The sequence below is a fragment of the Pseudomonas sp. CYM-20-01 genome (assembly GCF_023169845.1).
GTDB lineage: Bacteria > Pseudomonadota > Gammaproteobacteria > Pseudomonadales > Pseudomonadaceae > Aquipseudomonas > Aquipseudomonas azotoformans.
This window is the reverse complement of record NZ_AP025169.1, coordinates 570,609-586,300: the sequence shown is the minus strand read 5'-3', so window position 1 is coordinate 586,300 and position 15,692 is coordinate 570,609. Positions and strand designations below refer to the sequence as shown.

Genomic DNA, 15,692 nt, shown 5'->3' with positions numbered 1-15,692 from the left:
CGCGCCGGCATCACCCACATTCTAAGGGCTAACTCCACTACCCCAGCCCGAAGCCACCCGGAGGACACTATGTCGAAGTCGGTTCAACTCATCAAAGATCATGACGTTAAATGGATTGATCTGCGCTTCACGGACACCAAAGGCACTCAGCACCACGTGACCATGCCGGCTCGCGACGCGCTGGATGAAGCTTTCTTCGAAGAAGGCAAAATGTTCGACGGTTCCTCCATCGCCGGCTGGAAAGGCATCGAAGCCTCCGACATGATCCTGATGCCGGACGACAGCACTGCCGTGCTCGACCCGTTCACCGAAGAAGCCACCCTGATCCTGGTGTGCGACGTGATCGAGCCTTCGACCATGCAAGGCTACGACCGCGACCCACGTGCGATCGCCAAGCGTGCCGAGGAATACCTGAAGTCCACCGGTATCGGTGACACCGTATTCGTGGGCCCAGAGCCAGAATTCTTCATCTTCGACCAAGTGAAGTTCAAGTCCGACATCTCCGGTTCCATGTTCAAGATCTACTCCGAACAAGGCTCCTGGATGTCCGACCAGGACGTGGAAGGCGGCAACCATGGCCACCGTCCAGGTATCAAAGGTGGCTACTTCCCGGTTCCGCCGTTCGACCACGACCACGAAATCCGTACTTCCATGTGCAACGCCATGGAAGACATGGGCTTGGTCATCGAAGTGCACCACCACGAAGTGGCCACTGCCGGTCAGAACGAAATCGGTGTGAAGTTCAACACCCTGGTTGCCAAGGCTGACGAAGTACAAACCCTGAAGTACTGCGTACACAACACTGCCGTGGCTTACGGCCGTACCGCTACCTTCATGCCTAAGCCTCTGTACGGCGATAACGGTTCGGGTATGCACGTTCACCTGTCCATCGCCAAAGATGGCAAGAACACCTTCGCTGGCGAAGGTTATGCCGGCCTGTCCGACACCGCCCTGTACTTCATCGGCGGCATCATCAAGCACGGTAAGGCCCTGAACGGCTTCACCAACCCGTCGACCAACTCCTACAAGCGTCTGGTCCCAGGTTTCGAAGCACCGGTAATGCTGGCCTACTCGGCTCGCAACCGTTCCGCCTCGATCCGTATTCCTTACGTGTCCAGCCCGCGTGCTCGCCGTATCGAAGCCCGCTTCCCGGACCCAGCAGCCAACCCATACCTGGCCTTCGCTGCCTTGGTCATGGCCGGCCTGGATGGTATCCAGAACAAGATCCACCCAGGCGACGCCGCCGACAAAAACTTGTACGACCTGCCGCCTGAAGAGGCCAAAGAGATCCCACAAGTGTGCGGCAGCCTGAAAGAAGCCCTGGAAGAACTGGACAAGGGCCGTGCGTTCCTGACCAAAGGCGGCGTGTTCAGCGACGACTTCATCGACGCTTACATCGGCCTGAAAAGCGAAGAAGAAATCAAGGTGCGTACCTTCGTACACCCACTGGAATACGAGCTGTACTACAGCTGCTGATCCGGTAGCGCTGCGTCCTTAAGAGCGGCGTGACGAAAAAAGACCTCCCTCGGGAGGTCTTTTTTTTGCCTGGGATTTAGCGGGTCGGGGCATGGCGGTCGAGCATCTGGCCGACCATCTGCGTGCCCAACGCACTCAGTTGGTGAATGGCCAAGGTGGTGTCACGGTGCTTGCCGCCCAAGTCCTCGGATAAATCCAGCAACAGGGCGCTGACCGAGGTGAGGGTTTCGAAGGTATTGATCATCAAGGCTTCGTCGTCGATATCGGCGGCGATGGTGAAGACAGAGGGTGGTGGATTGGGGGTTGGCTTGAACATGTCTTAACTTCCTCAAGTGAGGCCGCCATCGACTCGCTACTAAACGTTAGGGTGGCGGCTGTGCGCAGGTTAGTAGACCGGGGAAGTTAAGCAAAAGCCGGCGCACCCGAAGATGCCCTACACACAGCCACCATAAAGAACGGTGCGGTACGAGCTTAACTTAACCCTCAGGCTACTAAACCTGATCGCTGATGAGCAGCGACCGAGCAACCTTAGAGACGACAAGCCAGCCGTACAAGCCGGCGGATTCTGGCGTAACTGTAGGCAAGCACGCAAGTTAAGGTAGCCTCTGACTGACGCCGCTGTAGACCTGCAAACCCCATTAAAATGTGGGAGCTGGCTTGCCTGCGATGGCATCAGCTAGGTATACCTGATGCATCGAGTTGCCCGCATCGCAGGCAAGCCAGCTCCCACAGGAGATCGCCTTTGAAACATCGATTTGTGTTCGCTCTGTTATTTGTCAGCGTCAGTGCGAGTGCTGCGCCGCCCACTCTGGAGCCCCTTCTCAACAGCGTCGCCGAACGCCTGGAGATCGCCGACCAGGTAGCCCTCAGCAAATGGGACAGCCACAAGCCGGTAGAGGACAAAAAGCGCGAACAAGAAGTGATCGCCAGCGTTGTCGCCCAGGCACCGGGCTACAACTTGGCACCTGCCGCCGTTGAGCAGTTTTTCGCGGCGCAGATCGAGGCGAACAAGCTGGTGCAGTACACCCGTCTGTCAGACTGGCAGTTCCAGGGCAAGGCACCTAACGATCCGCGCCCGGACCTGGTGAAACAGATCCGCCCGCAGTTGGACGAACTGCAAAAACGCCTGCTACAGCAATTGGCTGACTTCACCCCGCAGCGCACCGATCCGCAGTGCCCACAATGGCTGGCCGAAGCCGTGCATGAGCCGCTGAATGATCCGCTGCGTCAACTGGCGATGATCCGTGCCACGGCCGAGCTCTGCGTTCGACCTACCTGATTTGAGGAACCGTCCTGCATCGTCACCTGGGCCGACAGCCATAGCCTGAGCGTTCACTCAATGAACAGGATGGAACCATGGACACCTTCAAGTGCTTGATCGCTGCTGCGGTAGGCTTGTCGTTGCTGGGCTGCGGCACGCAGGCAAAGGATACGGCACAGATCGAGAAAGAGGTTTTGCTTGAACGCAGCGAGTCGTGGGATGGCACACCCTACAAAGCCTACCCCTCCGGCCCGCCGCAGCTCACGCTGATTCGCCTGAAGATCCCTGCGCACACCCAATTGCCCTGGCACACCCACCCCATGCCCAACGCCGCCTACATCGTTTCAGGTGAGCTGACCGTCGAGGCCCGCAGCAGTGGGGCTACGCGCACCTTGAGGCAAGGCCAAACCCTGGCCGAGATGGTGAGTACCGAACATCGCGGCGTCACCGGAGACACCCCGGTGGAGCTTTTGGTGTTTTACGCGGGCACACAGGACATGCCGCTGTCAGAGCAGCACTGACCCTCCCGGATCATTTTCACTCGCGCTGGAAACGGTCCGTTCACCACTTCCTGAACAACCTTCACAAAACCGCACTATATTGGTGCGATAGGCTGCACCCTTCCCAGCTGTCCAGCCCATTTTGGTTCGAAACTTCCCGAGCAAGCTGGCAGAACGCCACAGTTTCGCGCCTTAAACCCCCATTTCAGGGCTTTCACGCTTCTTTTCGGAGCCTTGGTTTGGTTTTTGCATTTTCCTTGTATCAGCGTGTGCCTCAAGCCCGCGCCTTGCTCCAAAAGAGGTCCTGATGACCATCAGCGATGCACTGCACCGTTTGCTACTCGACAACCTGACCACCGCGACCATCCTGCTCAATGACGACTTGCGTCTTGAGTACATGAACCCGGCGGCGGAGATGCTCCTGGCCATCAGCGGCCAGCGCAGCCATGGGCAGTTCATCAGCGAATTGTTCACCGAGTCGGCCGAGGCCCTGAGTTCATTGCGCCAGGCAGTGGAGCAGGCGCACCCGTTCACCAAACGCGAAGCGATGCTCACCGCCCTCACCGGCCAGACGCTGACCGTCGACTATGCCGTGACGCCGATCCTGAGCAACGGCGCGACCTTGCTACTGCTGGAAGTGCATCCGCGTGATCGCCTGCTGCGCATCACCAAGGAAGAAGCGCAACTGTCCAAGCAGGAAACCAGCAAGATGCTGGTACGCGGCCTGGCCCATGAGATCAAGAACCCGCTGGGCGGTATTCGCGGCGCCGCGCAACTGCTGGCCCGCGAGCTGCCAGAGGAACACCTCAAGGACTACACCAACGTCATCATTGAAGAGGCCGATCGCCTGCGTAACCTGGTGGACCGTATGCTCGGCTCCAACAAGTTGCCGTCCCTGGCGATGACCAACGTGCACGAAGTACTTGAGCGCGTCTGCCAACTGGTCGAGGCCGAAAGCCAGGGCTGCATCACCTTGGTGCGTGACTACGACCCGAGCATCCCTGACGTTCTGATCGACCGCGAACAGATGATCCAGGCGGTGCTCAACATCGTGCGCAACGCGATGCAGGCCATCAGCAGCCAGAATGAGCTGCGCCTGGGTCGCATCAGCCTGCGCACCCGCGCCCTGCGCCAGTTCACCATCGGCCACGTGCGCCACCGCCTGGTGACCAAGGTCGAGATCATCGACAACGGCCCGGGGATTCCTGCGGAACTCCAGGAAACCATTTTCTTTCCCATGGTCAGTGGCCGCCCGGACGGTACCGGGCTGGGCCTGGCCATTACCCAGAACATCATCAGCCAGCACCAGGGTCTGATCGAATGTGAGAGCCATCCCGGCCACACCACCTTCTCGATCTTTCTGCCCCTGGAACAAGGAGCCCCATCGACATGAGCCGTAGTGAAACTGTCTGGATCGTCGATGACGACCGTTCTATCCGCTGGGTCCTCGAGAAAGCCTTGCAACAGGAAGGCATGACCACCCAGAGCTTCGACAGCGCCGATGGGGTGATGAGCCGACTGGCGCGCCAGCAGCCCGACGTGATCATCTCCGACATCCGCATGCCCGGCGCCAGTGGCCTGGACCTGCTGGCGCGGATTCGCGAGCAGCACCCGCGCCTGCCGGTGATCATCATGACTGCGCATTCGGACCTGGACAGCGCTGTCGCGTCCTACCAGGGCGGCGCCTTTGAGTACCTGCCCAAGCCGTTCGACGTGGACGAGGCGGTGGCGCTGGTCAAGCGCGCCAACCAGCACGCCCAGGAACAGCAGAACCAGGAAGCCCCTCCGGCCCTGACCCGCACCCCGGAAATCATCGGCGAAGCGCCGGCGATGCAGGAAGTGTTTCGCGCCATCGGGCGTTTGAGCCACTCCAACATCACCGTGCTGATCAACGGCGAGTCCGGCACCGGTAAAGAGCTTGTCGCCCACGCGCTGCACCGTCACAGCCCGCGGGCGGCTTCGCCGTTCATCGCGCTGAACATGGCGGCGATTCCCAAGGACTTGATGGAGTCCGAGCTGTTCGGCCATGAAAAAGGCGCGTTCACCGGCGCAGCCAACCTGCGGCGCGGGCGCTTTGAACAGGCTGACGGCGGTACGCTGTTCCTCGATGAGATCGGCGACATGCCGGCCGACACCCAGACCCGCCTGCTGCGGGTACTGGCTGACGGTGAGTTCTATCGCGTTGGCGGGCACACGCCGGTCAAGGTCGACGTACGCATCATCGCGGCAACCCACCAGAACCTGGAAACCCTGGTACACGCCGGCAAATTCCGTGAGGACTTGTTCCACCGCCTCAACGTGATCCGTATCCACATCCCACGCATGTCGGACCGTCGCGAAGACATCCCGACCCTCGCCCGCCACTTCCTCAGCCGCGCGGCCCAGGAGCTGGCCGTCGAGCCGAAGCTGCTGAAAAGCGAGACCGAGGAATACCTGAAGAACCTGCCGTGGCCGGGCAACGTTCGCCAGCTGGAGAACACCTGCCGCTGGATCACCGTGATGGCGTCCGGGCGCGAAGTGCATATCAGCGACCTGCCGCCGGAGCTGTTGAGCCTGCCACAGGACTCTGCACCCGTGACCAACTGGGAACAGGCGCTGCGCCAGTGGGCCGACCAGGCCCTGGCACGCGGCCAGTCGAGCCTGCTGGACAGCGCCGTACCGGCCTTTGAGCGGATCATGATCGAGACTGCCTTGAAGCACACCGCAGGCCGCCGTCGCGATGCTGCGGTATTGCTGGGCTGGGGGCGTAATACCTTGACCCGCAAGATCAAGGAATTGGGGATGAAGGTTGATGGCGGGGATGATGACGAGGCCGACGAGGGCTAAAGGTGCACCGCTTCAATGCACCATGAACTAGCATCGGGCACGGATCCAATACCGAAAACTCCAGCGCTGCTGAAAAAACCCTGAAAACCAAAAGCACCAAAGCCCCGTATTCCGGGGCTTTGCGTTTTATACAGATTTTTTTTGGCACAACCTGGCCACTCTGGCACGCGCCCTGCAATAACCCCTGTACTACCCAGTTTCGGGGACCTTGGTACAGGCAGGCCGAGAATCCCCTCTTTACACCCGGGGCGCTGGATGCGAATCGCATCGCGCTCCACACCGTTTCGGGAACCTCGGTACAGGCAGGCCGGGGATTCCCTCTTTAACACCGAAGCCTTTCGAGGCTTCACCCCGTTTTGGGAGCCCTGGTACAGGCAGGCCGGGAACTCCCTCTTTTATTCCTCCTGGAGATGGATCTCCAGCCGCCAGCGGCCATCGGCCTTCTCGCCCTTCCACTCCCCACGCAACGGCCGAGCCGCCACCAGGTTCAGCAACAGGCCGCCATCGGTCTTGCGTACGCGCCAGTTCACGTCTTTGTCATTGACCTTGAGTCGCCCAGCCGCAGCCTTGCCCTGGGCGTCGAACAACAGCGCCACGGTGCCATCGATATGCTCACCGTGCAGCTTGGGCTCGCTGTTGAACCACACCACCACGCCGTCCGCTGCGGTCTCGACCTGTTGCAGTTCGACCGGGTCCGGGGTGGTCAGGCGACCGATCATCAGGCCGACCATCATGCCGACAATCGCCAAAGAACCCATGACCCTCGGCATAAGCTTCGGCCTCGGGTCCTCTTCGAGGGTAGAATGCAGCGCATCTTTGCCTTCGGAGCCGTGCATGTTTCACGTCATCCTTTTTCAACCAGAAATTCCGCCGAATACCGGCAACGTTATCAGGCTGTGCGCCAACAGTGGCTGCCACCTGCATTTGATCGAGCCGCTGGGCTTCGACATGGACGACAAGCGCCTGCGCCGCGCCGGGCTGGATTACCACGAGTACGCCACGCTCAAGCGCCACGCCGATCTGGCCAGTTGCCTGGAAAGCCTGGGCCACCCACGGCTGTTCGCGTTCACCACCAAGGGTTCGCGGCCGTTCCATGATGCCAGTTTTGCCGAGGGCGATGCCTTCCTGTTCGGCCCCGAAAGCAGGGGCCTGCCGGCCGAGGTACTCGACGCCCTGCCCGACGGCCATCGCCTGCGCTTGCCGATGCGCGAGGGGTGCCGCAGCTTGAACCTGTCCAACACCGTGGCCGTGGCCGTCTATGAAGGCTGGCGCCAGCTCGGCTTCAAGTAACACACATAACAAATGTGGGAGGGGGCTTGCCCCCGATGACGGAGTACCAGTCGATATCTATGTGACTGATCTACCGCTATCGGGGGCAAGCCCCCTCCCACATGGGGTCCTGCACCGGGTTCGAGATTACTGAACCGTCGACGAGCCTTCCTGTTGCATGCGCTGCAGCTCTTGCGCGTACAGGGCATCGAAGTTCACCGGCGCCAGCATCAGCGCGGGGAACGAGCCACGGGTGACCAGGCTGTCCAGGGTCTCACGGGCGTACGGGAACAGGATGTTCGGGCAGAACGCGCCCAGGGTGTGGCTCATGGAGGCTTCGTCCAGGCCCTGGATCAGGAAGATACCAGCCTGTTGCACTTCTGCGATGAAGGCCACTTCTTCGCCGTTCTTGACGGTCACGGACAGGGTCAGCACCACTTCGTGGAAGTCGCTTTCCAGCGCCTTCTGGCGGGTGTTCAGGTCCAGCGCAACGCTTGGGGTCCATTCCTGACGGAAGATGGCCGGGCTTTTCGGCGCTTCAAACGACAGGTCACGCACGTAGATGCGCTGCAGCGAGAACTGTGGAGCTGGGGCTTCTGCTGCTTCGGTGTTCTGTTGGTCAGTCATCTCAGATCCTTGTGATCTTGGGGTCTTTTAGGGTTTAAGGAGTCAGACGAGCAGCAGCGCATCGAGTTTACCGGCGCGCTCCAGGGCGAACAGGTCGTCGCAGCCACCGATGTGCCTGGCGCCGACCCAGATCTGCGGCACGGACGTGCGCCCCGCCTTCTGGGCCATTTCGGCGCGCACCTGGGGTTTGCCGTCGACCTTGATCTCTTCGAAGGCGACGCCCTTTTTCTCCAGCAAGGCCTTGGCCCGCATGCAGTAAGGGCACCAATCGCTGGAATACACGACAACCTGACTCATATCACTTCACCAGCGGCAGGTTATCGGCGCGCCAGCTGCTGATGCCACCGGACAACTTGGCGGCGGTGAAACCGGTCTTGAGCATTTCGCGGGCGTGGGTGCCGGCGTGCTGGCCTTGGGCGTCGACCAGGATGATGGTCTTGGCCTTGTGCTTTTCCAGCTCGGCCAGGCGCGCGATCAGCTTGTCCTGCGGAATGTTCAGGGCGCCGACGATATGGCCGGTGGCGAAATCCTTGGCCGGACGGATGTCCACGACAACGGCCTCATCCTTGTTGACCAGCGCGGTCAGCTCCGCCGTGCTCAGGCTGCGGCCACCGCGGCTCAATTCGTGAGCGATCAACAGCGCCAGCAGGATGACGAAGGCACCCACGAGCAGATAGTGGGCAGTGGCAAATGCAATCAGGTGATCAACCATCAAGGAGGTTCCAGGGCGTTAAAATGGCGGTAAGTATACACAGCCGTCAGGGGGGGCCAACCCCCGTAAAGCGGTGACGTGGTCGGAACTTCGCTTTAAACTGCCACTCCCTTTTCAATTGTCTTCCTTTATTACCGCCACGAGAGGATCTATGACTACTACGCCTAAACCTTTGGTCCTGATAATTCTCGATGGCTTCGGACACAGTGAAAGCCACCACGACAACGCGGTATACGCGGCCAAGAAGCCTGTACTCGACCGCCTGACCGCCACCGTACCCAACGGCCTGATCTCCGGCTCGGGCATGGACGTGGGTCTGCCGGACGGCCAGATGGGCAATTCGGAAGTCGGCCACATGAACCTCGGCGCCGGACGAGTGGTATACCAGGACTTCACCCGTGTGACCAAAGCGATCCGCGATGGCGAGTTCTTCGAGAACCCGACCATCTGCGCGGCAGTCGATAAAGCAGTGGCTGCCGGTAAGGCCGTGCACTTCATGGGCCTGCTGTCCGATGGCGGCGTCCACAGCCACCAGGACCACCTGGTCGCCATGGCCGAGCTGGCCTTCAAGCGCGGCGCCGACAAGATCTACCTGCACGCCTTCCTCGACGGCCGCGACACCCCGCCGAAAAGCGCGCAGTCGTCCATCGAACTGCTCGACACCACCTTCGCCGCCCTCGGCAAAGGCCGCATCGCCAGCCTGGTGGGCCGTTACTTCGCCATGGACCGTGACAACCGTTGGGACCGCGTCTCCCAGGCCTACAACCTGATTGTCGACGGCCAGGCCGAATTCAATGCCGCCACCGCCCAGGAAGGCCTTGAAGCTGCCTACGCCCGTGGCGAAAGCGACGAGTTCGTCAAAGCCACCACCATCGGTGAGCCGGTCAAGGTCGAAGACGGCGACGCCGTGGTGTTCATGAACTTCCGCGCCGACCGCGCCCGCGAGCTGAGCCGCGTGTTTGTCGAAGACGGCTTCAAGGAATTCGAGCGCTCCCGCCAGCCGAAGGTGCAGTACGTGGGCCTGACCCAATACGCCGCCAGCATCCCGGCCCCCGCCGCCTTTGCCGCCAGCAGCCTGGACAACGTGCTGGGCGACTACCTGGCAAAAAACGGCAAGACCCAGCTGCGCATTGCCGAAACCGAAAAATACGCCCACGTGACCTTCTTCTTCTCCGGCGGCCGTGAAGAGCCGTTCCCGGGCGAAGAACGCATTTTGATCCCTTCGCCAAAGGTCGCCACCTACGACCTGCAACCGGAAATGAGCGCGCCGGAAGTCACCGACAAGATCGTCGACGCCATCGACCACCAGCGTTACGACGTGATCGTGGTCAACTACGCCAACGGTGACATGGTCGGCCACAGCGGCAACCTGGAAGCTGCGACCAAGGCCGTGGAATGCCTGGACCTGTGCGTCGGCCGTATCGTCGACGCCCTGGAAAAGGTTGGCGGCGAAGCGTTGATCACCGCCGACCACGGCAACTGCGAGCAGATGTCCGACGAATCCACCGGCCAGGCCCATACCGCGCACACCACCGAGCCAGTGCCGTTCATCTATGTCGGCAAGCGTGATTTCAAAGTGCGTAACGGTGGCGTGCTGGCGGATGTGGCGCCGACCATGCTGATGTTGATGGGGCTGGAGAAGCCGGTGGAGATGACCGGGACTTCGATTCTGGTCTGATTTCCAGCTTCACCGAAAAACAATGTGGGAGGGGGCTTGCCCCCGATTACGGTAGATCAGCTGACACCTATGTGGCTGACACACTGCAATCGGGGGCAAGCCCCCTCCCACATTGGATCTGCGCAGTTTGGAACATGTCTTTTTGCCATACCACTGCCACTCGGCACCTATCTTGCGCTACAGCCCGAATTGGGCGTTTTTTTTGCCGCGCTTGGCGGGCATACTAGGCCGTCCATTTCCCTGGTGTCGCCCGCCTCTATGCTTCGCGCCTTGATTACCCTTGCTTTTGTCTGCCTGCTCCAACCGGCGTTTGCCGACGAGCGCGCACAAACCCAACAACAGTTGGACGCTACGCGTCAGGACATTACCGAGCTGAAAAAACTGCTCGGCAAGCTCCAGGAAGAGAAATCCGGGGTGCAGAAAGACCTGCGCGGCACGGAAACCGAGATGGGCAAGCTGGAGAAGCAGGTCCAGGAGCTACAAAAAGAATTAAAGAAGAGCGAGTCGGAACTGGAGCGACTCGACGCTGAGAAAAAAAAACTCCAGAGCGCACGCGTTGAACAGCAACGCCTGATCGCGATCCAGGCCCGTGCCGCCTACCAGAACGGCCGCCAGGAATACCTCAAGCTGCTGCTCAACCAGCAGAACCCCGAGAAATTCGCGCGCACCCTCACTTACTACGACTACCTGAGCAAGGCCCGGCTGGAGCAACTCAAAAGCTTCAATGAAACCCTGCGCCAGTTGGTCAATGTCGAGCAGGAAATCGCCAATCAGCAATCCCAGTTGCAAGACCAGAAAGTCGCCCTCGACACCCAGCGCAGCGAGCTGGACAAGGTCCGCAAGGAGCGCCAACTAGCGCTGGCCAAGCTCAATGACGACGTAAAGGCCCGCGACGCCAAGCTCCAGGCGCGCGAGCAGGACCAGGCTGACCTGGCCAAAGTGCTTAAAACCATCGAAGAAACCCTGGCCCGCCAGGCACGCGAGGCCGAAGAAGCGCGGCAGAAAGCGCTGATCGCCCAGCAGGAAGCCGAAAAAAAGCGCCAGCGTGAGGCCGAACTGGCCGCCACTACGGATAAGCCGGCACCGCGCAAACCGGCGCATGCAGCGCCTGGCCCACTGGTTTCCAGCGCCGGCGAGTCGTTCGGCGGGCCTTTTGCTTCAGCCCGCGGCAAACTTCCATGGCCAGTTGATGGTCGATTGCTGGCACGCTTTGGGGAAACCCGTGGTGATGACACCCGCGCCAAGTGGGATGGGGTGATGATCAGCGCCTCCGCTGGCAGCCAGGTCCACGCGGTCCACGGTGGGCGTGTGGTGTTTGCCGATTGGCTGCGGGGCGCCGGTTTATTGGTGATTCTCGACCACGGTAATGGCTATTTGAGCCTTTACGGCCACAATCAGACATTACTCAAGTCGGCAGGTGATGTTGTAAAAGCCGGTGAATCCATCTCCACTGTGGGTAACAGTGGTGGCCAGGACACCCCGGCGCTGTACTTCGCTATTCGTCAGCAGGGTCGCCCAAGCGATCCCGCACAATGGTGCCGTTCCCAAGGATAGGGCCGCATCTACATTAGGAGTTCGTTCGACATGCTGCATTTGTCCCGCCTCACATCGCTGGCCCTGACGATCGCCCTGGTGATCGGTGCGCCCCTGGCTTTCGCCGACCAGGCTGCCCCGGCGGCCCCGGCCAGCACGGCCGCGACCACCAAGGCGCCGCTGCCGCTGGACGAGCTGCGCACCTTTGCCGAGGTCATGGACCGCATCAAGGCCGCGTATGTCGAACCCGTAGACGACAAGACCCTGCTGGAAAATGCCATCAAGGGCATGCTCAGCAACCTCGACCCGCACTCCGCCTACCTGGGTCCTGAAGACTTCGCCGAGCTGCAGGAAAGCACCAGCGGTGAGTTCGGCGGCCTGGGCATCGAAGTCGGCGCCGAAGACGGCAACATCAAGGTGGTCTCGCCGATCGATGACACCCCGGCGTCCAAGGCCGGCATCCAGGCCGGTGACTTCATCGTCAAGATCAACGGCCAGCCGACCCGCGGCCAGACCATGACCGAAGCCGTCGACAAGATGCGTGGCAAGATCGGCCAGAAAATCACCCTGACCCTGGTACGCGACGGCGGTAACCCGTTCGACGTGACGCTGACGCGCGCGACCATCGTGGTCAAGAGCGTGAAGAGCCAGCTGCTGGAGTCGGGCTACGGCTACATCCGCATCACCCAGTTCCAGGTCAAGACCGGCGACGAAGTGGCCAAGGCCCTGGCCAAGCTGCGCAAAGACAACGGCAAGAAGCTCAGCGGTATCGTGCTCGACCTGCGCAACAACCCAGGCGGCGTGTTGCAGGCGGCGGTGGAAGTGGTCGACCACTTCATCACCAAAGGCCTGATCGTGTACACCAAGGGCCGCATCGCCAATTCCGAGCTGCGCTTCTCGGCCACCGGCAACGACCTCAGTGAAAACGTGCCATTGGCCGTGCTGATCAACGGCGGCAGCGCCTCGGCTTCCGAGATCGTCGCCGGCGCCCTGCAAGACCAGAAGCGCGGCGTGCTGATGGGCACCACCAGCTTCGGCAAAGGCTCGGTGCAAACCGTATTGCCGCTGAACAACGAGCGTGCGCTGAAGATCACCACGGCGCTGTACTACACGCCGAATGGCCGCTCGATCCAGGCCCAGGGCATCGTGCCGGACATCGAGGTGCGTAAAGCCAAGATCACCAACGAGATCGACAGCGAATACTACAAAGAGGCCGACCTGCAAGGCCACCTGGGCAATGGCAACGGCGGCGCCGACCAGCCCACCGGCAGCGGCAAGAAAGCCAAGCCGATGCCGCAGGACGATGACTACCAACTCGCCCAGGCGTTGAGCCTGCTCAAGGGCTTGAGCATCACGCGCAGCCGTTGATATGCGTTTTGCGCTGATCATCGCTGTGCTGTGCAGCTTGGCCGGGGTCGCCCACGCGACCCCGGTCGGCGAGCCTCAAAAAGCCTACCTGACCCTCATCATCGACGACCTCGGGCAAAACCTGCCCAGGGATCGTCGCGTGCTGGCCCTGCCCGGGCCAGTGACCACGGCGATCATGCCCGACACGCCCCACGCCGCCGAATTCGCCCGCGAAGCGCACAAGGCCGGCAAGATCGTGATCCTGCACATGCCCATGGACCCGGCCACCGGCCCGTTCGCCTGGCACCCGGAGCTGCCCATCGAAGAACTCGGCAGGCGCCTGGACGCTGCCTTCAAGGCAGTGCCCTATACCGCCGGCATCAACAACCACATGGGCAGCCGCATGACCGCGCAGCCCGAGGCCATGGCCTGGTTGATGGCCGAGTTGCAACGACGCAACAAGTTCTTTGTCGACAGCCGCACCAGCGCCAAGACGGTCGCCGCCGCAGAGGCCCAGAAGATCGGCCTGGCCAGCGTCTCGCGGGACGTCTTCCTGGACGACGAACGCACCGAAGCGGCAATCACCACACAGTTGCAGACCGCAATCAAACTGGCGCACAAACAGGGTTCGGCGGTGATGATCGGCCACCCGTATCCACAGACACTGGCCGTGCTGGAACGCGAGTTGCCCAAGCTCAAGGCCCAGGGCATCGACTGGATCGATATCAAGTTGATGATCAGCGTGCGCAGTAACCAGGCAATGGCAGGGCACGGCAAGGACGGCACCTACCGACCGGCCTCTAGATAAGTACTGCCCCCACCTATTCCCATTCCTGAATAGTGAGCTTTCGGTTCACTCTTACAGGACGTTACATGAACATCATCCACATCGCTGTTTCCGGCCTGTTGCTCGGCAGCCTGGCGGGCCCGCTCGCTGCAGCCCCCCGAGATTTCGGCGAAGGCCTGGCCAACGCCAGCCCCGCACGCACGCTGACCAACGCCAACCATCAACACGACCACTGGAACGGCATCGGCCGGATCAGGAACCAGGCCCAGACATTGTGCACCGCGAGCCTGCTCGACACCCGGGACGACGCCGGCCGGTCGGGCCCCGCCTACGTAGTGACCAGCAGCCATTGCCTGCACCGCCTCAACGGTTCGGTACAAAAAGACTTGCCGATCAAGGGCAGTGTCAGCTTCAACTACTTTGATGACACCTTGGAAGCGCTCAAGACCTACCCCCTTAAAACCCTAAAGTGGGGCAGCAGCCAGGGCGTCGACCTGGCAATTATCGAGTTGAAAGCCTCGCTGGCAGACTTGATCAAGGCCGGTATCACGCCATTGAAGCTGGCTGAAGAAATACCTGCCGACGGCAACGACATTCTCGCTGTAACAGCCCCCGAGTGGGACACCCTGCATATGTCCGCCTGCACCCATCAAGCCTCACGCGAGTTGGTGGAACAGCCGTTCGTGTGGCGCGTCACCATGAAGAACCAGTGCCAAGGCGTCGGTCTCGGCGGTTTTGGGGGACCTTTGCTGGACAGAGCCACCAACACGCTTTTCGGCGTTCTCAGCACCAGCACCACCGGCCAGCCCGAGGAACGCAAATGCCAGCGCGATGCACCCTGCGAGGTCAATAGCGGCATACCTGTCTGGCATGCCGAGACCAACTACGGCAGCCCGGTCACATTCCTTAACCAGTGCTTTGTGCGAGGCGTGCTGCAAGCCGATAGTGAGAATTGCAACCTCTACCCCACTACGACCATCACGTTCACCAGTCCGGAACCTATCCAGCAATATTTCACCCGCAAGGGAGACGGGAAAGGCAAAGACATCGTGCCGCGCTGGAACCTGAAGTTCACAACCAACACGCCGTTTTACCGCTACAAGACCACTCGACGCGCCATCGACTGCGAAAACCCGGTGCACTACAGTTCGCCGATCAAGGCCGACAACGCCTTTGTAAACGACGCCATCGGCCCGCAAACGGGCATGCATATGCTGTGCATTGTCGGCGTAGACTCCGCTGAGCAACGGGTCACCGACGGCATGATGAGAAACGCCCTGACCCTGGCGGTCGAGCTTGCCGAACCCGGCCCGGCGCGTACGCCGAACCTGACGATCAACCTGGACAAGCAAGGCTTGGCAGCCTACACGGTGATCTGGAACCTGGCCTCTCCATTCATGCATCGCTACACCTACAAATTCGGGCCGGCCGCCACCACCGATTGCCTGCGGCCAGTCGGCTACCTGCCCATTCCACCAGCGCCCACGCCACCGGAAGATGACGACGACATCATCGATATCGTGCATCCCCTCAATGACCACCCCGACATGCCGCTGGAGAAATATCTACGCCTGATTACCGCCAGGGACACGCCTTATAAAATCTGTACGTATGCCTACGACCAGGCCGACCAACCTTCCACGCTACGGGTCGATTTGCTCAAGCCGCGCTGATGG

16 protein-coding genes are annotated in these 15,692 nt (G+C 60.9%); 11 read left to right on the top strand and 5 right to left on the bottom strand.

Annotation, left to right across the window (positions count from 1 at the left end; genetic code table 11):
• Nucleotides 1-69 precede the first annotated feature (69 nt).
• Nucleotides 70-1,476, top strand: coding sequence for a type I glutamate--ammonia ligase (gene glnA, locus M2497_RS02630; protein ID WP_236411277.1), 1,407 nt, complete (start codon nt 70-72; stop codon nt 1,474-1,476).
• 76 nt (nt 1,477-1,552) lie between these two features.
• Here glnA and M2497_RS02625 read toward each other — a convergent pair whose 3' ends face one another.
• Nucleotides 1,553-1,792 carry a DUF6124 family protein gene (locus tag M2497_RS02625; RefSeq protein ID WP_033897708.1) on the bottom strand — a complete coding sequence of 80 codons (240 nt, stop codon included), beginning with the start codon at nt 1,790-1,792 and terminating at the stop codon, nt 1,553-1,555.
• Nucleotides 1,793-2,218: 426 nt separating this feature from the next.
• Between M2497_RS02625 and M2497_RS02620 the strand changes: the two genes are divergently transcribed.
• From M2497_RS02620 to ntrC, 4 genes are all read left to right on the top strand, one after another.
• Nucleotides 2,219-2,755 (top strand): chorismate mutase, encoded by a 537-nt coding sequence (locus M2497_RS02620; protein ID WP_248485732.1) that lies wholly within the window; start codon nt 2,219-2,221, stop codon nt 2,753-2,755.
• A gap of 77 nt (nt 2,756-2,832) precedes the next feature.
• Nucleotides 2,833-3,258 carry a cupin domain-containing protein gene (locus M2497_RS02615; RefSeq protein WP_248485731.1) on the top strand — a complete coding sequence of 142 codons (426 nt, stop codon included), beginning with the start codon at nt 2,833-2,835 and terminating at the stop codon, nt 3,256-3,258.
• Nucleotides 3,259-3,544: 286 nt separating this feature from the next.
• Entirely contained in the window at nt 3,545-4,630 is a 1,086-nt protein-coding gene (gene glnL, locus M2497_RS02610; RefSeq protein WP_056860661.1) for a nitrogen regulation protein NR(II), read from the top strand.
• Nucleotides 4,627-6,063, top strand: a complete 1,437-nt coding sequence (gene ntrC / locus M2497_RS02605) for a nitrogen regulation protein NR(I) (protein WP_248485730.1) — start codon at nt 4,627-4,629, stop codon at nt 6,061-6,063. The genes glnL and ntrC overlap by 4 nt, the downstream gene beginning before the upstream one ends.
• 395 nt (nt 6,064-6,458) lie before the next feature.
• Here the strand turns inward: ntrC and M2497_RS02600 are convergent, their stop codons facing one another.
• Nucleotides 6,459-6,899 (bottom strand): hypothetical protein, encoded by a 441-nt coding sequence (locus tag M2497_RS02600; protein ID WP_248485729.1) that lies wholly within the window; start codon nt 6,897-6,899, stop codon nt 6,459-6,461.
• On the opposite strand from M2497_RS02600, the gene M2497_RS02595 reads away from it, so the two are divergent.
• Nucleotides 6,898-7,353, top strand: coding sequence for a tRNA (cytidine(34)-2'-O)-methyltransferase (locus tag M2497_RS02595; RefSeq protein WP_003171120.1), 456 nt, complete (start codon nt 6,898-6,900; stop codon nt 7,351-7,353). The genes M2497_RS02600 and M2497_RS02595 overlap by 2 nt on opposite strands.
• A 126-nt stretch (nt 7,354-7,479) precedes the next feature.
• Here M2497_RS02595 and secB read toward each other — a convergent pair whose 3' ends face one another.
• From secB to M2497_RS02580, 3 genes are read right to left on the bottom strand one after another with little or no spacing between them, the layout of a single operon-like run.
• The gene (secB, locus tag M2497_RS02590) at nt 7,480-7,959 is read right to left on the bottom strand and encodes a protein-export chaperone SecB (RefSeq protein WP_071497058.1); all 480 of its coding nucleotides are present in this window, start codon (nt 7,957-7,959) and stop codon (nt 7,480-7,482) included.
• 42 nt (nt 7,960-8,001) lie between these two features.
• Nucleotides 8,002-8,256, bottom strand: coding sequence for a glutaredoxin 3 (gene grxC / locus M2497_RS02585; protein ID WP_248485728.1), 255 nt, complete (start codon nt 8,254-8,256; stop codon nt 8,002-8,004).
• A 1-nt stretch (nt 8,257) separates the two neighbouring features.
• Nucleotides 8,258-8,671 carry a rhodanese-like domain-containing protein gene (locus M2497_RS02580; protein ID WP_010213877.1) on the bottom strand — a complete coding sequence of 138 codons (414 nt, stop codon included), beginning with the start codon at nt 8,669-8,671 and terminating at the stop codon, nt 8,258-8,260.
• Between the two features lie 151 nt (nt 8,672-8,822).
• Between M2497_RS02580 and gpmI the strand changes: the two genes are divergently transcribed.
• The 5 genes from gpmI to M2497_RS02555 all read left to right on the top strand — a co-directional run bounded on the left by gpmI (nt 8,823) and on the right by M2497_RS02555 (nt 15,689).
• Nucleotides 8,823-10,349 (top strand): 2,3-bisphosphoglycerate-independent phosphoglycerate mutase, encoded by a 1,527-nt coding sequence (gene gpmI / locus M2497_RS02575; RefSeq protein WP_248485727.1) that lies wholly within the window; start codon nt 8,823-8,825, stop codon nt 10,347-10,349.
• Between the two features lie 258 nt (nt 10,350-10,607).
• Nucleotides 10,608-11,903 (top strand): murein hydrolase activator EnvC, encoded by a 1,296-nt coding sequence (locus M2497_RS02570; protein ID WP_248485726.1) that lies wholly within the window; start codon nt 10,608-10,610, stop codon nt 11,901-11,903.
• Between the two features lie 30 nt (nt 11,904-11,933).
• Entirely contained in the window at nt 11,934-13,250 is a 1,317-nt protein-coding gene (locus M2497_RS02565) for a S41 family peptidase (protein WP_248485725.1), read from the top strand.
• 1 nt (nt 13,251) lies between these two features.
• On the top strand, nt 13,252-14,037 hold the full coding sequence (locus M2497_RS02560; RefSeq protein WP_248485724.1) for a divergent polysaccharide deacetylase family protein: 786 nt from the start codon (nt 13,252-13,254) through the stop codon (nt 14,035-14,037).
• 65 nt (nt 14,038-14,102) lie between these two features.
• Nucleotides 14,103-15,689, top strand: coding sequence for a serine protease (locus M2497_RS02555; protein ID WP_248485723.1), 1,587 nt, complete (start codon nt 14,103-14,105; stop codon nt 15,687-15,689).
• The last annotated feature ends 3 nt before the right edge of the window (nt 15,690-15,692 follow it).